The sequence below is a fragment of the Winogradskyella psychrotolerans genome (assembly GCF_018860565.1).
GTDB lineage: Bacteria > Bacteroidota > Bacteroidia > Flavobacteriales > Flavobacteriaceae > Winogradskyella > Winogradskyella damuponensis.
Genome location: NZ_JAHKPS010000022.1, coordinates 230,059 through 247,670 on the forward strand (window position 1 = coordinate 230,059; position 17,612 = coordinate 247,670).

21 protein-coding genes are annotated in these 17,612 nt (G+C 32.6%); 18 read left to right on the plus strand and 3 right to left on the minus strand.

Annotated elements, in window-relative coordinates; genetic code table 11:
* Positions 1-18 precede the first annotated feature (18 nt).
* Positions 19-1,290, plus strand: coding sequence for a phosphoribosylamine--glycine ligase (gene purD / locus KO504_RS09905; protein ID WP_215926447.1), 1,272 nt, complete (start codon positions 19-21; stop codon positions 1,288-1,290).
* Here purD and KO504_RS09910 read toward each other — a convergent pair.
* On the minus strand, positions 1,285-1,512 hold the full coding sequence (locus tag KO504_RS09910; RefSeq protein WP_215926449.1) for a DUF6341 family protein: 228 nt from the start codon (positions 1,510-1,512) through the stop codon (positions 1,285-1,287). The two genes, purD and KO504_RS09910, sit on opposite strands and share 6 nt — an antisense overlap.
* A 69-nt stretch (positions 1,513-1,581) precedes the next feature.
* Here KO504_RS09910 and KO504_RS09915 point away from each other — a divergent pair, with 69 nt between their 5' ends.
* Complete coding sequence (locus KO504_RS09915; protein ID WP_215926451.1) at positions 1,582-2,499, plus strand: DUF6427 family protein; 918 nt, start codon at positions 1,582-1,584, stop codon at positions 2,497-2,499.
* On the opposite strand, the gene upp is transcribed toward KO504_RS09915, so the two are convergent.
* Positions 2,488-3,147, minus strand: coding sequence for a uracil phosphoribosyltransferase (gene upp, locus KO504_RS09920; protein WP_215926453.1), 660 nt, complete (start codon positions 3,145-3,147; stop codon positions 2,488-2,490). The genes KO504_RS09915 and upp overlap by 12 nt on opposite strands.
* A 72-nt stretch (positions 3,148-3,219) precedes the next feature.
* On the opposite strand from upp, the gene KO504_RS09925 reads away from it, so the two are divergent.
* Together KO504_RS09925 and KO504_RS09930 are read left to right on the plus strand one after the other, a co-directional pair.
* Complete coding sequence (locus KO504_RS09925; RefSeq protein ID WP_215926455.1) at positions 3,220-3,828, plus strand: DUF4254 domain-containing protein; 609 nt, start codon at positions 3,220-3,222, stop codon at positions 3,826-3,828.
* Positions 3,829-3,884: 56 nt separating this feature from the next.
* Positions 3,885-4,901, plus strand: a complete 1,017-nt coding sequence (locus KO504_RS09930; RefSeq protein WP_252723662.1) for a glycosyltransferase family 9 protein — start codon at positions 3,885-3,887, stop codon at positions 4,899-4,901.
* 214 nt (positions 4,902-5,115) lie between these two features.
* Here KO504_RS09930 and KO504_RS09935 read toward each other — a convergent pair whose 3' ends face one another.
* Positions 5,116-6,174 carry a ferredoxin--NADP reductase gene (locus KO504_RS09935; RefSeq protein ID WP_215926457.1) on the minus strand — a complete coding sequence of 353 codons (1,059 nt, stop codon included), beginning with the start codon at positions 6,172-6,174 and terminating at the stop codon, positions 5,116-5,118.
* A gap of 136 nt (positions 6,175-6,310) precedes the next feature.
* On the opposite strand from KO504_RS09935, the gene KO504_RS09940 reads away from it, so the two are divergent.
* From KO504_RS09940 to atpH, 14 genes are all read left to right on the plus strand, one after another.
* The gene (locus KO504_RS09940; protein ID WP_092445958.1) at positions 6,311-6,643 is read left to right on the plus strand and encodes a PadR family transcriptional regulator; all 333 of its coding nucleotides are present in this window, start codon (positions 6,311-6,313) and stop codon (positions 6,641-6,643) included.
* Positions 6,644-6,694: 51 nt separating this feature from the next.
* Positions 6,695-7,342 (plus strand): hypothetical protein, encoded by a 648-nt coding sequence (locus tag KO504_RS09945; protein ID WP_215926459.1) that lies wholly within the window; start codon positions 6,695-6,697, stop codon positions 7,340-7,342.
* A gap of 61 nt (positions 7,343-7,403) precedes the next feature.
* Positions 7,404-8,123, plus strand: coding sequence for a hypothetical protein (locus KO504_RS09950; protein WP_215926462.1), 720 nt, complete (start codon positions 7,404-7,406; stop codon positions 8,121-8,123).
* Positions 8,120-8,809, plus strand: coding sequence for a hypothetical protein (locus KO504_RS09955; protein WP_215926464.1), 690 nt, complete (start codon positions 8,120-8,122; stop codon positions 8,807-8,809). Before KO504_RS09950 ends, KO504_RS09955 begins: the two co-directional genes overlap by 4 nt.
* A gap of 51 nt (positions 8,810-8,860) precedes the next feature.
* Positions 8,861-10,339: a DUF5687 family protein gene (locus tag KO504_RS09960; protein WP_215926466.1), complete on the plus strand. Its 1,479-nt coding sequence runs from the start codon at positions 8,861-8,863 to the stop codon at positions 10,337-10,339.
* Between the two features lie 22 nt (positions 10,340-10,361).
* Positions 10,362-11,084 (plus strand): ABC transporter ATP-binding protein, encoded by a 723-nt coding sequence (locus KO504_RS09965; protein WP_215926468.1) that lies wholly within the window; start codon positions 10,362-10,364, stop codon positions 11,082-11,084.
* Positions 11,085-11,380: 296 nt separating this feature from the next.
* Positions 11,381-13,891, plus strand: a complete 2,511-nt coding sequence (locus KO504_RS09970) for a tetratricopeptide repeat protein (protein WP_354667392.1) — start codon at positions 11,381-11,383, stop codon at positions 13,889-13,891.
* Positions 13,892-13,908: 17 nt separating this feature from the next.
* Complete coding sequence (locus KO504_RS09975; protein WP_215926470.1) at positions 13,909-14,340, plus strand: bactofilin family protein; 432 nt, start codon at positions 13,909-13,911, stop codon at positions 14,338-14,340.
* Positions 14,294-14,545 (plus strand): AtpZ/AtpI family protein, encoded by a 252-nt coding sequence (locus KO504_RS09980; RefSeq protein WP_215926471.1) that lies wholly within the window; start codon positions 14,294-14,296, stop codon positions 14,543-14,545. The genes KO504_RS09975 and KO504_RS09980 overlap by 47 nt, the downstream gene beginning before the upstream one ends.
* A 43-nt stretch (positions 14,546-14,588) precedes the next feature.
* Positions 14,589-14,936, plus strand: coding sequence for a DUF6168 family protein (locus tag KO504_RS17440; protein WP_354667396.1), 348 nt, complete (start codon positions 14,589-14,591; stop codon positions 14,934-14,936).
* Between the two features lie 81 nt (positions 14,937-15,017).
* Positions 15,018-16,184 carry a F0F1 ATP synthase subunit A gene (atpB, locus tag KO504_RS09985; RefSeq protein WP_215926473.1) on the plus strand — a complete coding sequence of 389 codons (1,167 nt, stop codon included), beginning with the start codon at positions 15,018-15,020 and terminating at the stop codon, positions 16,182-16,184.
* A gap of 38 nt (positions 16,185-16,222) precedes the next feature.
* Complete coding sequence (gene atpE / locus KO504_RS09990; protein WP_020896353.1) at positions 16,223-16,423, plus strand: ATP synthase F0 subunit C; 201 nt, start codon at positions 16,223-16,225, stop codon at positions 16,421-16,423.
* A 99-nt stretch (positions 16,424-16,522) separates the two neighbouring features.
* The gene (locus tag KO504_RS09995; protein WP_215926475.1) at positions 16,523-17,023 is read left to right on the plus strand and encodes a F0F1 ATP synthase subunit B; all 501 of its coding nucleotides are present in this window, start codon (positions 16,523-16,525) and stop codon (positions 17,021-17,023) included.
* A 6-nt stretch (positions 17,024-17,029) separates the two neighbouring features.
* On the plus strand, positions 17,030-17,566 hold the full coding sequence (atpH, locus tag KO504_RS10000) for an ATP synthase F1 subunit delta (protein WP_215926477.1): 537 nt from the start codon (positions 17,030-17,032) through the stop codon (positions 17,564-17,566).
* The last annotated feature ends 46 nt before the right edge of the window (positions 17,567-17,612 follow it).

Here is a 17,612-nt window from a genome sequence, read left to right on the forward strand (position 1 = left end):
GTCTAAACAATTTTAAGCATGAATATTTTAGTACTTGGCTCTGGAGGAAGAGAACACGCATTTGCATGGAAATTAGCAAAAAGTAATCGTTGTAAGGCGCTTTTTGTAGCACCAGGAAACTCAGGAACCAACGCCATTGCAACAAATTTAAATATTGGTGTTACTGATTTTGAGGCCATTAAAGCAGCCGTTTTAGAACATCAAGTTGATTTAGTTGTAGTCGGACCAGAAGATCCATTAGTACAGGGTATTCATGATTTCTTTTTAGAAGATGAGGCCTTAAAAAATGTAGCAGTTATTGGGCCCCAACAGGCAGCCGCTGAACTAGAAGGAAGTAAAGAGTTTGCTAAAGAATTTATGGTACGTCATAATATTCCAACGGCAGCATATGAAAGTTTTACTAAGGATAATGTTGACGATGGTTACAAATTTTTAGAAACCTTAAAGCCACCTTATGTTTTAAAAGCAGATGGTTTAGCAGCAGGAAAAGGTGTTTTAATCTTAAATGATTTAAAGGAGGCTAAAGACGAACTAAAAAGTATGCTTGTTGATGCTAAATTTGGAGAGGCTAGTACTAAAGTGGTTATCGAAGAATTTTTAGATGGTATTGAGTTGAGTTGTTTTGTCTTAACAGACGGAAAAGATTATAAAATTCTACCAACAGCAAAAGATTACAAACGTATTGGAGAGGGTGATACCGGTTTAAATACAGGAGGTATGGGTGCCGTTTCTCCTGTGCCATTTGCAACGCAAGAATTTTTAGATAAAATAGAAAATCAAGTTGTAAAACCTACAGTTGAAGGGTTAAAGAAAGATAAATTACCTTATGTTGGCTTTATTTTTATTGGTTTAATTAAAGTTGGAGATAATCCTAAAGTAATAGAGTATAACGTTAGAATGGGAGATCCTGAAACTGAAGTAGTCTTACCAAGATTAAAAACAGATTTAGTTGATATTTTTGAAGCTATGGCTAATCAAACCTTATCTAAAGTGAATATTGAAATTGATGAGCGTGCAGCAACAACTGTAATGTTGGTTTCTGGTGGCTATCCTGAAGCTTATGAGAAAGGTAAAGAAATTTCAGGATTAGAAAATGTTACAGATTCTATAGCATTTCATGCAGGAGCAATAGAAAAAGACGGTAAAGTGGTGACTTCAGGAGGTCGTGTTATGGCAATTACATCGTATGGAAATACGTACAATGAAGCCATAAAAAAATCTTATCAAAGTATAGATAAACTACATTTTGATAAGATGAATTATCGTAAAGATATTGGTTTCGATTTATAGATAAGAGTGAGAAGAAATACTTTTATCTTCTTCGTTGTTATCATTGTACTTTTTGAGTTCTAGCATCCAATAAACAAAAGCAACAAAGCCAATAGCTATAAAAATCCATGAGAATATATTAGCAGAAAACCAGCTTTCTAACTCTAATGCTCTTAAGGCATCAAAAGGTGCAAATAACACATTAACAAATAAATCAGCTATTCCGTTAAAGAAATCATTCATAACTTTATAAATTTACACCAATTCTAATTTTGAATTGGTTTCTAAATAACAAAAATACAAAAAGAGTTAATGATTACAAGCATTTTTAGTAAATCTAAGCCGATAAATTTCGTAATAATTGCGCTTTATATCATTTTGCTTTTTGTAATTACAAATTATACCTTTCTGTTTTCAGACTTAAATAGTTCTCTTACAGCATTTTTTAAATTAGGAATTACTCTGTTTTTAGTCTTTTTACTCGATTTTATTGTAGCAAAAAACAACCTAACTCAGGGTAATAGCTATGCTATAATGACTTTTGGTTTGCTTTTTGGAATGTTACCACAAACGATGACAAATTTAGATTTACTATTGTCTAATTTGTTTGTGCTTTTGGCTTTAAGGCGCTTAATAAGTTTGCATTCTAAATTAAGTGTTAAAAAGAAATTGTTTGATGCCGCGTTTTGGATTGCTGTTGCTGCTTTGTTTTACTTTTGGGCAATACTCTTTTTTGCGCTAGTGATTGTCGCTCTGATTTACCATTCTCAAAATGACTTTAAAAATGTAATCATTCCATTTGTTGGTATTGCAACTGTTTTTGTTTTACTCTTGGTGTATAATATTGTAATCTATGATGAATTTATAAGGTCTTCAGACTTTATAAGATATGCAAGTTTAGATTTTACAGCTTATAACAGTAAGGAAAGTATACTTAAATTTACGGTGTTATTTTCCTCTTTTATTTGGACGCTTATTTATTATTTTAGAACCTTACCAGACAAAAATAAAAAGTTAAAACCGTCTTATTTTATCATAGCTTATGCTTCAATAATAGCTGTTTTAGTGGCTATTGTTGCGCCATTAAAAGACGGAAGTGAATATCTGTTTTTGTTTATGCCATTTTCTATCATCATGGCAAAATACATTGAAATTATTACAGAGCGTTGGTTTAAGGAAGTATTTGTGGCGCTTTTAATACTAACTCCAATTATCAGTCTATTGCTGTAGCTTATTGCCAAAAGCTAAATCGCCAGCATCACCCAATCCCGGAATAATATATCCTTTATCATTAAGCTTCTCATCAATAGTTGCAATCCAAAGGTTAACGTTATCATCAAAAGCTTCATTAACAAAATCAATACCTGGTTGTGCACCAATAACACTTACCAAATGAATTTCCTTTGGAGTGCCAAATGGCTTTAAGGCTTCAAAAGTAGCCACCATAGATTGTCCCGTGGCTAGCATAGGATCTGCTAAAATTAAAGTTTTACCTTCCAGACTTGGGCAAGCTAAATACTCAACAACGATCTCAAAACTTTCAGGATGGTGTTTATGTTGTCTATAAGCCGAAATAAAAGCATTCTCAGCAGCATCAAAATAATTGAGTAAGCCATTATGAAGCGGTACACCTGCTCTTAAAATAGAACATAATACAATATCATTGTGATGTAAAACTGTTTCAGAAGTGCCAAGAGGAGTTTCTATAGTGCACGTCTCAAATTGAAGAGATTTGCTTAATTCATAGCCAATAATCTCACCAATACGTTCAATATTTCTTCGGAAACGCATACTGTCTTTCTGGATGGTTTTATCTCTTAATTCAGACATAAACGTGTTTAAAATTGAAGGCGTATCAGAAAGGTTGTGAATTTGCATATTATGAGAATTAGTTCAGTCGTTAAAGTTAATAATTCCTACTATATTTGTAAACATTAAATCAATTTCATTATGTTTTCACAAAAAGCAAACGCTATATTTCAAGAGGTTATTAAAACGTATAAAGTTTTAAATACAGTAGATCAACCTTTTACAAATAAGTACGATAAAAATGACGATCTCATAGCGCATTTATTATATAGAAAATCTTGGATAGATACTGTTCAATGGGCATACGAGGATATTATTAGAGACCCAAATATAGATCCAGTGGCAGCTTTAAAGTTGAAACGAATGATTGATGCTTCTAACCAAGATAGAACAGATACGGTTGAATATATCGATAGTTATTTTCTAGATAAATATAAAGATGTAACTGTAAAACCAAACGCCAAAATTAACTCTGAAAGTCCAGCTTGGGCCATAGATCGTTTGTCTATTTTAGCATTAAAAATTTACCATATGCATCTTGAAACGGTTAGAGATGATGCCAGTGATGCGCATAAAGCAGCCTGCCAAAAGAAACTAGACGTGTTACTAGACCAACGTGTAGATTTAAGCACAGCAATTGATGATTTGCTTAATGATATTTCAAATGGAGACAAATACATGAAAGTGTACAAGCAAATGAAAATGTACAACGACGATGAACTAAACCCTGTTTTGCGAGGACAGAAATAAATCGTACCTAAGACCTTGCAGATTTCTATTTCTAAAATCTTGTAGGTCTATTAGCAATGCCAAAACCAAAACACATACTCGTCCTTAGGTTTTCTGCCATGGGAGACGTAGCCATGACAGTACCTGTGTTGCGAGCTTTGACGGCACAACATCCCGAATTAAAGATAACAGTAGTTACCAGAGCCTTTTTTAAACCGTTTTTTCAAGATTTAGAAAATGTAAGGTTTTATGAAGCGGATTTAAAAGGGAGACACAAAGGGGTTTTGGGACTCCATAAACTGTCTAAAGAATTAAAAAAACTTCATTTTGATGCGGTTGCAGACCTACACAACGTACTGCGCAGTAAAATCTTAAAATTATTTTTCTTCGGAAAAAAAGTAGTCCAATTAAATAAAGGTAGAGCCGAAAAGAAAGCACTGACTTCAGGTGTGTCTTTTAAGCAATTAAAAACCACACATCAACGTTATGCTGATGTTTTTGAAGATCTAGGTTTCACAATAGATTTATCTAATCCAGTATTCCCAAAACCAAAAGTCTTAACGGAACAACTAAGTGCTTTTATTTCAAACAAAAGTTTCAAAACTATTGGTATTGCTCCTTTTGCGGCATACCGCAGTAAAATGTATCCTTTAGAACAAATGGAAAGCACCATTGAGACACTTTCTAAAGACTATAATATAGTTTTATTTGGAGGTGGTGCTAAAGAAATAGCGCTTTTAAATCAGCTTGAGGCTAAATACTCTAACGTAAAATCTGTTGCAGGACAATTGAATTTAGAGGAAGAATTAATGCTTATTTCAAATTTAGACCTCATGCTAGCTATGGATTCTGGTAATGCACATTTAGCGGCAATGTTGGGTAAAAAAGTGATTACAATCTGGGGAGTAACACATCCTTTTGCTGGATTTGCACCATTTAATCAACCTTTAGATTTTGCACTTACTGCAGACAGAACACAGTTTCCATTACTACCAACGTCTATTTACGGTAATAAATTCCCAGAAGGTTATGAAAAGGCGGCAAGTAGTGTTTCTGAAGCGGTAATCATTTCTAAGGTAAAAGAAGTTATTTAAAGTTAAAACTTCTCAATACTATGTCTTTGTACCAAAAAAATCACTCGAAGAGATAAAACGATATAGAACTAAGTTTACGTCAATTCAAGTCAAATTCATTTCTAAAATTTCGTATTAAGAACGTCTTGAAAACCAAAAGACCTTTCGTGTTATTAAAACATGAAAGGTCTGTATATCTAATGATCCAAAAATCTAACGAATCTAATAATCTAGATTAAACATCATCATAATCTACAGCAATAGTAGCAGACGTTGGATGTGCTTGGCAAGTTAATATCAATCCTTCTGCAACTTCGCTATCCGTCAAAATATTATTCTGACGCATTTCTGCTGTACCTTCAGTTACTTTAGCAATACAACTACTGCAAATGCCACCTTGACAAGAATAAGGCGCATCAATATCTTGTTTTAAAGCGGCTTCAAGAATGGTTTGTTTTTGTGACATGTTAAATTCAAATTCCTCTTCATCTACCACAACTTTAATTTTGGTTTCGCCAGATGGTAAATCAGTAGTAGCATCAGAACTAGCTTCAACAGGAGCTGTAAACAATTCAAACTTAATGGCTTTTTCTTTTACACCATTTTCAATTAATACATCTTTTACCGTATGTATCATTTGTTCTGGTCCACAGAGGTAGAAATTTTCAATGGTAACACTTTTGTACTTATTCTTTACGATGAGGTTTACCGTGCTTTTTTCAATACGTCCAAATAAGGCATCGGTTTCTTGAGACTGACTGTATATAAAATGCGCATGAAAACGGTTATCGTATTGTTTTTTTAGTTGCAATAATTCATCAACAAACATCGCGTCAGTTAAGGTTTTATTACCATAAACCAATATAAAATTGCTAAATGGTTCTTCTTCTAAAAGTGTTTTAGCAATACTAAGCACTGGAGTAATTCCACTTCCTGCAGCAAAGGCAGCAATAGTTCTAGTTTTGGCAGCATTAGCTTCAAATATAAAACGACCATTTGGTTCTGAAACCTCTAATACGTCACCTGTTTTTAAGGTGTTGTTGGCATAAACAGAAAATGTTCCGTTTTCAACTGCTTTTACAGCTACAGTAACGTTTCCGCTATTTTGAGACGCACAAATAGAATAATCTCTACGGATGTCTTCGCCATTAATAGTGGTTTTTAAGGTAATGTATTGTCCGGCTTTAAAGCTGAACTTTTCTTTAAGATTTTCCGGGATATCAAAGGTTATAGCAACAGAATGGTCTGTTACTTTATCAACTGATTTTATAGTGAGTGAATGAAAATGTGCCATTAAAAATAATTTTTTGCAAAGATAAACAAACTCTTACAGACCTAGCAGGTCTAAAATTTTAATAAAACATAAAAACATAAAACAGAATGCATAAGTTTCTTATACATAAGAAAATTATGTATATATTTGTACTACGATGAGCAATTCAAAATTATATAAAGGGAGTTTAACCACTATCATTTTAAAGTTATTAAATGAGCACGATAAAATGTATGGTTACGAAATTACCCAAAAGGTAAAGGAATTAACTAAAGGAGAGTTGAAAATCACAGAAGGTGCATTATATCCTGCGTTACACAAATTAGAGGCTGAAGGTTTGTTAGATGTTGAAGTGGCAAAAGTAGACAACCGACTGCGTAAATATTATAAACTCACCGAAACCGGAACCAAAGAAACCGTTAATAAACTAGAAGAATTAGCCGAGTATATTAAAACGATGCAAGCCTTAGTGAATCCAAAGCTAGCTTAAACCTGACCTAGCAGGTTTTAAAAACCTAACGGGTCTTCATTTAAAATGACAATGAAACTAACCAAAGAACAAATACAATTTATAGATACGTATTTAGAGAATTCTGATGTGGTTTTTGCTGACATTAGAATGGAAATGGTAGATCATGTCGCCTCAGATATTGAAGATAGAATGCGGGCGAGTACGACTAACGATTTCTATAATGTGTTTAAAGCGTATATGGTTGAGAACAAGGCACAGCTGTTAAACGACAATAAACAATTTTTAAAAGCTGCCGATAGAAAAATTTGGAAGGCATTTTTAAAAGAATTATTAAATCCATTAACACTATTGATATTTTTGATGTCTTTTGGTGGGTTTTACTTTTTGTATTCAAATTTCAATATAGAAACGTTTAGAATAGTGGTTTCTTATGTTCCGCTGATTGGGTTGTCAGGCTTTATTTTAACCTATGTCGTTTATCATAAAAGGAAAAATCTAAAACGATTTTCAGTGGTTGAACGTTTAGCGATGCCATTTTTGGTGTTTTATCAAATACCCAATATTATTTTTAATTTTAGCTACCAAGCTAAAGATTTAGCGACTGTACTTTGGATTCTCGGAATTGTAAGTATAGTTTTAACTTTAATGTTGGTCTTGGTTCGTGTTAGCATAAAATTATTTAAGAGTTACGAAAAGCAATATAAAACTCTAGCATAACCTAAATAGAAGGAGACCTAGCGGGTTTTTAAAACCTAGCAGGTCTAAAAGTGAATTAACAATGAAACTAACCAAAGAAGAAATACAATTCGTAGACAACTACCTCATTAAAAACGAGGTAAAATACTGGGATGTGCGTTTAGAATTGTTAGATCATATTGTTTCTGCCGTTGAAGATAAAATGACTAACGATGGTATTTCTTTTAATGAAGCTTTACTTGACGTTCATAGAGGTTTTGGAAACCAGTGTATAGAATTTGGAGTTCCTAAGGGTAAAATATTTGAAAGTGGCTTATACCAAAGTAATATTGGGTTTAAGAAGTTTACAAAAAACAAGCAAAAGGAAATCAGTAGAAAAAACAGAAAACGGTATTGGGTGCTTTTAAAACAAACGCTGTTGTCTTATAGCTTTATGTTAGAGTATCTTCTATTTGTTATGATGATATTTGTCACTTATCAATACAAACCAAAAACAGCATTATTGGTGGCATTAATTACGCTGGCAATTCCAGAATTACTAAAATTTAAATATGTGTTTAGAAAAGGGGTTAGGCACTCATTAAACGCTAATATGGTGGGTTTGCTTAATTCTTCTTTTTTGTGCTTTCAAGGTGCTATTCTAAATTTTTATAAAGATGAGTTTACTTATAATGGCATCGTGGATTATAGATATATTATAGGCTTTTATGTCCTTATTTATCCTTTAACTAGAGTCAGTTTTATGCTTTATAAAGAAGTATTAAATACCACCAAAGAACGTTATCAGCTTTTAACATCATGAAACTTACCGAACCTCAAATACAAGACCTCTACGCTTTTACAAGACAACATTTTGTAGAGCACTACGACTTACAAACCGAACTCGTAGATCATTTAGCCAACGATATTGAAGAGCAATGGCAAAATCAACCCAAACTCAGTTTTGAAGATGCTAAAAATAAAGCCTTTAAAAAGTTCGGGATTTTTGGTTTTATGGATGCCATTGAGCAGAAACAAAAGGCTATGAACAAACGCTATAGAGGTTATTTGTGGAACGAACTTAAAAAATGGTTTGAGCTACCGCAAATTATTGGAACTATAGCTTTGTTTTTAATGTTTTATGTCGCTTTTTCTTCAAAATATACAGCCATTCTTACGATGGTTTTTTACGTTATAATTTCAGGTTGGTGTATCTATAAAGGTACACAACTCAATAGGCAGTTTAGACGTAGAAAAGAAATTTCTAACAAAAAATGGTTATTAGAAGAACTAATTTTTAAGCAAGCAAGTGGAACATCTTTAATATTTATTTCACAAATGTATAATGTATTTACAATTCCAGATAAGTTTGAAATAAACACCTTGTTTTTACTGCTCTTTTCTTTAGCTTTTACGGTATTAACTTTAGTTAATTATATCAGCTTAAAAGTGATTCCAAGTAAGGCCGAAAAACTACTAAACGAAACCTACCCAGAATTTAGTTTGTAACAAATTTCTGTTTTTTAATACTTACTACATAAACCAACCCATCATTACACTATGATAAAACATTTTCTCAATCTCGAATGGAAACAATATTTCCGTTCGTCTTATTGGCAGAAAAATATAGCGATTAATATCTTAATGGTATTTTTTGCACTTTATTTTGTTGCCATGTTTTTAGGCTTAGGATTCGGCCTTCTTTTTATCCTTAAAGAAATGTATCCTGAGCAGGACCCATTTGTAGTAGCCAATGGATTTTTGTTTTACTGGATTATTGGCGATTTATTAATGCGTTTCTTTTTGCAAAAACTACCAGTAATGAGTGTAAAACCTTTGCTAACACTTCCTATTAAACGATCTACTGTTGTTAATTATGTGTTAGGAAAATCAGCATTGTCATTTTTTAATTTTTTACCATTATTTGCTATCATACCCTTTAGTATAATGCTAATAGGAGATGGTTATGCTGTTTCTGAAATTATAACCTGGCTGTTTGCGTTAATTATAACAGTGCTCATTATTAATTTCTTGAATTTTATAATCGAAGCGTTTTCGGCAGAATCAGAATTGTCATTTCTACCTATAATCGTTGTAGTAAGTGTTTTATTTGGTTTAAATTATTTTGAAATTGTACCAATGACGTCGTTAATAGGAAGCGGGTTTTTAGCCATTGCGAATCATCCCATTTTTATTCTAATTCCTATTGCAGTTTTAATTGGTTGTTATGTTTTTAACTATAAGACGTTAATAAAGAAACTGTATTTAGATAGCTCATTAAAATCTAAAGTCGCTGAGGTTAATGCTTCAGATTTATCATGGACAGAGCGTTTTGGAGACATTGCACCATTTATGAAACTCGATTTAAAACTGATTTGGAGAAACAAACGCACCAAGTCTATGACATTTTTGTTACTCATTGGTGTGCTTTACGGTTTGTTTTTCTATCCACAACCTATGTATAGAGAAATGACCTTTATGTCAGCATTTATTGGGATTTTCTCAACCGGATTTTTCCTTATCAACTTCGGACAATTTATTCCGGCTTGGGATAGTGGTTATTATAAACTTTTAATGAGCCAGAATATTAAATACGAACAGTATCTACGTTCAAAATTTATCCTTATGGTGATTAGTGTTGTACTTCTTTTTGTGTTGGGTATTCCTTATGTGTATTTCGGATACAAGATTTTAATCGCGCATTTTGCGGCTGCCATTTATAACATTGGTGTTAATACGCACGTCATACTTTGGGGAGGTTCTTTTAATAGAAAAAAGATAGAATTAGATAAAAAAGCAGCCTTTAATTATCAAGGTACAGGTGCTGTACAATGGCTCATAGGTATTCCGCTTATGTTAGTGCCAATGGGATTATTTGGATTAGTGAACTGGCTTGCTGGTTTTGCTGCAGCAATAGCTTTATTAATTGTTCTCGGAGTTTTAGGAATAGTGTTTCATAAAAAATTAATGAAAGGCATTACTAAAAAATATGGCGATTCAAAATACAAAATGATTGACGCTTTTAGTCAAGATAATTAATTAACACTTAAGATTATACATCATGATATATACTAAAGACCTTTCAAAAACATATAACGGAACAACTGTTCTTAATATTGAAGAATTAACCATTCCTAAAGGCCAAAGTTTTGGTTTAGTCGGTAATAATGGAGCTGGAAAAACAACATATTTCAGTTTATTACTCGATTTAATAAAACCAACCACTGGAAACATTACCAGCAATAACGTTGTTGTAGATGAAAGTGAAGATTGGAAACCATTTACGTCATCGTTTATAGATGAAAGTTTTTTAATAGGCTATTTAACACCTGAAGAGTATTTCTATTTTATTGGAGAATTGCGAGGGCAAAACAAAGCAGATGTTGATACTTTAACAGCTAAGTTTGAAGACTTCTTTAACGGAGAGATCATAGGAAAGAAAAAATACCTCAGAGATTTAAGTAAAGGAAATCAAAAGAAAGCCGGTATTGTAGCAGCACTTATTGGTCAGCCTGAAGTTATTATTTTAGATGAACCTTTTGCTAATTTAGATCCTACAACTCAAATTCGTTTAAAGCAAATTATTAAAGATTTAGCCGAAAAACAAGGGGTTACCGTTTTAGTGTCTAGTCACGATTTAACACATGTTACAGACGTTTGTGAGCGTATTGTTGTGTTAGAAAAAGGAAACGTTATTAAGGATCTAGAAACCAATCCTGCGACATTAAAAGAATTGGAAGCGCATTTTGCAGGTAGAGCAGTAGTTTCGCAAGAAGAAGAATAACAATTCATTTTATATAATTTAGAGCTCGTGATTATTAAATTAATGACGGGCTTTTTTTGTGCTTTTACATAGTGTACTACCTCGAAAAACCATGAAATAACATCAAAAATTCAAAAAGATGCTTATTTTTACCACAGAACACACTAAACAGGGTGTTTTTAAGTTATCTATTAACCAAATAGAACCAACGTTTGAAAACCTATTATAAAAATATACTATTACTTTTTTGTGCACTGATGCTTGCTCAAAGCTGTTCGACCAAAAAAGATAAATTCATTAACAGGCAATTTCATGCCTTGGGCACTAAGTACAATGTGCTCTATAATGGTAATATTGCTTTAGAGCGTGGCAAAGACGGAGTAAATAATGAATTTACAGAGAATTTCTGGGAGCTTTTACCTGTAGAGCGTATGAAGGTTGATGAAGATGATATTTTTTTACCAGGGCAAACCAAAAATGCAGACTTTGAGCGTGCTGAAGAAAAAGCCATTAAAGCCATACAAGTACATGGAATGAATTTTAATGGAAAAGAAAAAAATCCTCAGATAGACGAAGCGTATTTGCTTTTAGGGCAAGCGCGATATTTTGATAAACGTTTTGTTCCAGCTATGGCAGCGTTCAACAATATTTTAAATAAATATCCTACAAGCGATAAAATTAACCAAGTTAAAATCTGGCGCGAAAAAACAAGCATGCGTTTAGATAATAACGAAGGTGCTATTGAGAAACTAAAACGTTTACTTAATGAAGAAGAAATAGAGGGGCAAGATTTGGCAGACGCATCAGCAGCTTTAGCTCAGGCTTATCTTAATATAAAATCTAAAGATAGTGCTATTGCGCAACTTACTATTGCTGCAGAAAACACAGAGATAAAAAGAGAAAAAGCACGATACCATTATATTAAAGGGCAACTCTATAATGAGTTTGGAAAAAAGGATAGTGCAAACATGGAATTTGATGCTATAATTGATATGCATCGTAAAATTCCAAGATCTTTCTACATTAATGCACACATTGAAAAATCAAATAATTTTGATATTGCCAATGGAAACGATATTGAATTTCAAGAATATCTTACAGAGCTTGAAGAAAATAGAGAAAATAGACCGTTTCTAGATAAAATCTATTATCGCATTGCAGAATATCATCGTGCTAAGGCTTCAGATAGTCTTTCAGAAGTATATTATAATAAGTCCTTAAGAAAAATAAGTTCAGATCAATACCTAAGATCCTTAAACTATGAAACTTTAGGGAATATGTATTTCGACAAAAACAGTTATAAAACTGCTGGAGCATATTACGATTCAACACTTACAGCTATGGTGAAAAACACCAAGCCGTACAGAATTATAAAAAAGAAGCGCGAAAACCTTGATGATGTAATTTACTATGAAGGTATTGCGCAAACTAACGATAGTATTCTTAGAATAATTGGGCTTTCAAAAGCGGAGCAGTTAGCTATTTATACAAAATTTGCTGAAGACCAACGCTTAAAAGCTTTAGAAGAAAAAGAACTACAAGAAAAAGCCGTGCAGCAGCAGAAAAATCAAACGGTAGCAGCTAATAATTTCGATAAAAGAAATCCAAAAAGCCTAGGTAATCCACCAGGTTTGTCTCGAGATCTTAAAACGCTAAGTGGAAACAAGAATAATAGTAGTTTTTATTTTTACAATACAACAACGGTTGCTTACGGTAAAAACGAATTTCTAAAACTATGGGGAAATCGTAAACTTCAGGATAATTGGAGGCATTCAAGTCAGGGTGCTAATATTGCAAATACAATACAAGGGGATAGTTTGACAGATGCCACTATTGAAGATAAGCTATTTAACCCTGAGACCTATTTAGCATCATTGCCAACAGAACAAGTAGAAATAGATAGCATTGCTAAAGAACGCAATTTTGCGTATTACCAATTGGGAATTATATATAAAGAGAAATTTAAAGAGCTTGAATTGGCAAAATCAAGATTTGAAGATCTTTTAGAAAACAATCCAGAAGACCGATTAATATTGCCTTCAAAATATAATTTATATCGTATTTATTTAGAATTAGGTTTAAATCTAAAGGCCGAAACGATGAAATTGGCAATTATTAATGAATATCCAGATTCTCGTTATGCCGAAATTCTATTAAATCCACAATCAGAATTGTCTAAAGACGAAAACAGTCCAGAGTATATTTATACCAATCTCTATAAGCAATTTGCTAACGAAGAATATGCGGCTGTAATTGCAGAGGCCGAAACCCAAATTAAACGACTAGAAGGTGATGATTTTGTTCCTAAGTTTGAAATTTTAAAAGCATCAGCTAAAGGGAGACTTTATGGTTTTGAAGCTTATAAAGCGGGTATTAATTATATCGCCTTAACTTATGTTAATACAGAAGAAGGTAAAAAAGCCCAAGACATTATTACAAATGCGTTTCCAGTTTTAGCAAAAAAGGAATTTATACCAGATGATAATGCTGAAAAATTTAATGTTATTTTTCAATTCGAAAATAATGCAGGAGAAGATATAGATGCATTTATAAAGATTTTAGATGAGGAAGTGGCTAAAATAGACTACTTTGACCTTAAGACGTCAAAGGATGTTTACGATGAAAACACTACCTTTGTTGTTGTTCATGGATTAAAAAGTATAGGAGGAGCAAAAGGATTTGCCGAATTGCTTAAATCTGAAGAAAAAGATAAAAGAGGTCGCGTGGTGAAACCAAAAATAACACGACCTTATTTTGCTATTTCTTCCCCAAACTATGCAATTATTCAAAGACATAAAAATTTAAATGCTTATTTAGAGTTACAGTAATTTAAAACCAAATCAACATGTTTTCTTCAGATAGAAAAAAACCAAAACACAAATCAATCATGGAAACAAGTACTCAGCAAAACATAATAGCGCAAGGCACTAAAATTGTAGGTGACATTGCAAGTCAAGGACCATTTAGAATTGACGGAACCGTTGAGGGTAATGTAAAAACATCGGGAAAGGTCGTTGTTGGTAAATCAGGCTTTATTAAAGGTACCTTACAAGGTGAAAATGCCGATTTTGAAGGTAAATTTTCAGGAAAACTTATTTTGTCAGGTACGTTGTCATTAAAATCTACGGCACATATAGAAGGCGAAGTTCATATTACCAAATTAGCGGTTGAGCCAGGAGCAACATTTAATGCTACATGTAGTATGAAAGGTACTGTTAAATCAATTTCTAATGAGCCAAGCCGACCGCAGCAAGCCGCAGCAGCCCAAAGCAAATAAAAAAGGACCCAATAAATTTATACGGTTTACATCTGTCGCATTTCAAATGGGAGGCACTATTTTTCTTGGAAATTATTTAGGACAATGGTTAGATGTAACATACGATAAAGATTATTTAGAGACCACAATAACACTTGTCTCTATCTTTATTTCAATGTATTTGGTGATTTCTCAAGTTATAAAAGTATCTAAAGAAGATGATTAAATCACTTATAATATATGTAATATCCTTTGCGGTATTATTTCTAATGGTTCATTTTTCGCAAGAATTTATTCTTAACCAATTACATAGTACTGTTAGATTTAGTCTTTGGGATACTAACTTGTTTTTTGCGGTAGCTTCTTTGCTAATCTGTGTTCATTTTCAATTTTTCTCTCTTATTAAAGGCCTAGAGACCCAACTAGGATTTATCTATTTGCCTACGCTTTTTATAAAAGGCATACTGTTTTATGTCGCGTTTAAGGATACCATTTTCAATATTGAAATTTTAAATACAACCGAACAATTAAACATTCTAATTCCAATACTCTTATTTCTAGGATTGGAGGTGTTTTTTATCGTTAAAATAATATCAAAAATGGGGTTTAAATATTAGATACAAAAAACACATTGTTATTTTAATAAATTGCGTACTTTTGCACGGAATTTGAGAAGAGGTTTTTTTTATTTTATTAGAATGAAGATAGTTAAACAAAGTTTTAAGTTTTTAGTATTAGCAGTTTTGATGTTTTTACCAACATCTATTTTAGCGATTAATGCTGGAGGAGATGGTGGTCAAATTTCTGGTAAACAAGAGGTAGAAGAGTATATAGTTCACCACCTTAAAGACTCTCATGATTTTAATCTGTTTTCGTATACCGATGATGCAGGAGAACGTCAGCATTTTGGTGTAGCATTACCTGTAATACTTTGGTCTTCTGAAGGATTGGTAACTTTTATGTCTTCAGAATTTCACCATGATGATAACGGACAAGTTATTGTAGAAAAAGACGGTCTTAAGTTTACAAAGATTCACTCTAAAATTTACGAATTAGAAAAAGGAGCTACTGCTGTTGAGTTTGATGCAGATCATCATGCGACTAATGCTTCAAAGGTTTTAGATTTTTCAATTACTAAAAGTGTTATCGGTATCTTATTAATAGGACTTTTAATGCTATTCTGGTTCTCTAGATTAGCAAAACAATACAAGAAAAAACAAATTCCTACAGGTTTCGGTCGAATTTTAGAGCCGTTAGTGCTTTACGTAAGAGACGAAATTGCAAGACCAAATATTGGTGAAAAGCACTACCGCAAATTTACAGGGTACCTTTTAACGGTATTCTTCTTTATATGGATTTTAAACTTAGCAGGTTTAACTCCATTAGGTTTTAACGTTACAGGTCAGTTAGCTGTTACAGCATGTTTAGCAATATTTACTTTAATTATTTATACTATAAGTGGTAATAAAGATTACTGGATGCACATATTATGGATGCCAGGTGTACCAATCTTTGTAAAACCAATATTAGCTGTAATTGAATTGGTAGGTGCATTTATTATTAAGCCTTTCTCATTACTAGTACGTTTGTTTGCAAACATTTCTGCAGGACATATTGTATTAATGAGTTTAATTGCAATTATGTTTACACTTAAAGAGTCTTTAGGTGTGGTTGGTGCAACAAGCTTATCGTTTGTATTATCATTTTTCCTTTTATTAATCGAATTATTAGTAGCGTTTTTACAAGCGTATATTTTTACAATGCTTTCCGCTTTATTTATTGGTATGGCTGTAGCAGAACACAATCATGAACATGATCACGAAGTTTCTTCTGACGTAGAGGACGTGAGAGGAGATTTCATTTAAGACGAATTTTTTTAATTTAATTTTATATATCAATTTTTATGGAACCAGTAACTTACAATTTAATTGGAGCAGGATTAATCGTAATCGGAGCAGGTATTGGACTTGGTCAAATCGGTGGAAAAGCAATGGAAGGTATTGCTCGTCAACCAGAAGCAGCAGGTAAGATCCAAACAGCAATGATTATTGTTGCCGCACTTTTAGAAGGTTTAGCATTTGGTGCTTTATTCTTAGGAAAATAAGAACCAAATCAAATGTACAAGAACACAAAGCCTGCAACGGTTGGTTGCAGGATGTGTTTTTAAATTAAAAAAAGACAAAACATTTAATTATTTAATAGTATGGAAACATTATTAAACGATTTTTCACCAGGATTATTTGTAGTATCAACAATATTAATGTTGGCACTAATAGCCCTTATGGTGAAGTTTGCGTGGAAACCAATTCTTAGTTCTTTAAATGAGAGAGAAGAAGGAATTCAAAGCGCTTTAGATGCTGCAGAAAAGGCAAAGCGTGAGATGGCAAACCTTCAGGCAGATAACGAAAGGTTATTGCAAGAAGCACGTTTAGAAAGAGAAACGATGCTTAAAGAAGCACGTGAGCTTAAAACTAAAATGATTGCTGACGCAGAAGAAGAGGCGAAAACGCAAGCCAATAAAATGATAACACAAGCGCAAGAAGCAATTGTAAGTGAAAAGAAAGCAGCTATGGCAGAATTAAAAAGTCATGTTGCCGGATTATCATTAGATATCGCAGAAAAAGTAGTGCGTAATGAATTATCTAACAAAGACAAGCAACTAGAATTAGTAGAGTCTATGTTAGGTGAAGCAACTTTAAACTAGTAAGAGATGTCAGGATCAAGAGCGGCAATACGATATGCTAAAGCGGTTTTAAGCTTAGCTACAGATCAAAAATCTACTGAGGTAGTAAATAGTGATATGAAATCAATTACTAATGCTATCGCTGGGAATGAAGATTTAAATCAGATGCTTCAAAGTCCTGTTGTAAGGTCTTCAGATAAAAAAGCGGTTTTATTAGCTATCTTTAAAGATGCTAATGTAGCAACCACTAATTTAATTGATATCTTAATTGCTAATAAGAGATTACCTTTATTAAATGATGTAGCTTCAAGTTATGTTCATTTATATGATCAATTAAAAGGTCGCCAAATAGCATCTGTTACAACAGCAATTCCTTTAACAGAAGAGTTAAAAACGAAAGTATTAACTAAGGTTAAGGAACTTACAGGAAAAGACGCAGAAGTAAAAAGTATTATAGATGAAAGCATCATAGGTGGTTTCATATTACGAGTAGGTGATATTCAGTACAATGCTAGTATTGCTAATAAGCTCGATAAATTAAAAAGAGAATTTACATTAAATTAATATAGTTTTAGGTTAGTTCTAAAAAAACTAAAAGCTAAAAGCTAAA

Coding starts and splice junctions, on each gene's coding strand:
- purD (WP_215926447.1), top strand. CDS start 19: ATGAATATTTTAGTACTTGGCTCTGGAGGAAGAGAACACGCATTTGCA.
- KO504_RS09910 (WP_215926449.1), bottom strand. CDS start 1,512: ATGAATGATTTCTTTAACGGAATAGCTGATTTATTTGTTAATGTGTTA.
- KO504_RS09915 (WP_215926451.1), top strand. CDS start 1,582: ATGATTACAAGCATTTTTAGTAAATCTAAGCCGATAAATTTCGTAATA.
- upp (WP_215926453.1), bottom strand. CDS start 3,147: ATGCAAATTCACAACCTTTCTGATACGCCTTCAATTTTAAACACGTTT.
- KO504_RS09925 (WP_215926455.1), top strand. CDS start 3,220: ATGTTTTCACAAAAAGCAAACGCTATATTTCAAGAGGTTATTAAAACG.
- KO504_RS09930 (WP_252723662.1), top strand. CDS start 3,885: ATGCCAAAACCAAAACACATACTCGTCCTTAGGTTTTCTGCCATGGGA.
- KO504_RS09935 (WP_215926457.1), bottom strand. CDS start 6,174: ATGGCACATTTTCATTCACTCACTATAAAATCAGTTGATAAAGTAACA.
- KO504_RS09940 (WP_092445958.1), top strand. CDS start 6,311: ATGAGCAATTCAAAATTATATAAAGGGAGTTTAACCACTATCATTTTA.
- KO504_RS09945 (WP_215926459.1), top strand. CDS start 6,695: ATGAAACTAACCAAAGAACAAATACAATTTATAGATACGTATTTAGAG.
- KO504_RS09950 (WP_215926462.1), top strand. CDS start 7,404: ATGAAACTAACCAAAGAAGAAATACAATTCGTAGACAACTACCTCATT.
- KO504_RS09955 (WP_215926464.1), top strand. CDS start 8,120: ATGAAACTTACCGAACCTCAAATACAAGACCTCTACGCTTTTACAAGA.
- KO504_RS09960 (WP_215926466.1), top strand. CDS start 8,861: ATGATAAAACATTTTCTCAATCTCGAATGGAAACAATATTTCCGTTCG.
- KO504_RS09965 (WP_215926468.1), top strand. CDS start 10,362: ATGATATATACTAAAGACCTTTCAAAAACATATAACGGAACAACTGTT.
- KO504_RS09975 (WP_215926470.1), top strand. CDS start 13,909: ATGTTTTCTTCAGATAGAAAAAAACCAAAACACAAATCAATCATGGAA.
- KO504_RS09980 (WP_215926471.1), top strand. CDS start 14,294: ATGAGCCAAGCCGACCGCAGCAAGCCGCAGCAGCCCAAAGCAAATAAA.
- KO504_RS17440 (WP_354667396.1), top strand. CDS start 14,589: ATGGTTCATTTTTCGCAAGAATTTATTCTTAACCAATTACATAGTACT.
- atpB (WP_215926473.1), top strand. CDS start 15,018: ATGAAGATAGTTAAACAAAGTTTTAAGTTTTTAGTATTAGCAGTTTTG.
- atpE (WP_020896353.1), top strand. CDS start 16,223: ATGGAACCAGTAACTTACAATTTAATTGGAGCAGGATTAATCGTAATC.
- KO504_RS09995 (WP_215926475.1), top strand. CDS start 16,523: ATGGAAACATTATTAAACGATTTTTCACCAGGATTATTTGTAGTATCA.
- atpH (WP_215926477.1), top strand. CDS start 17,030: ATGTCAGGATCAAGAGCGGCAATACGATATGCTAAAGCGGTTTTAAGC.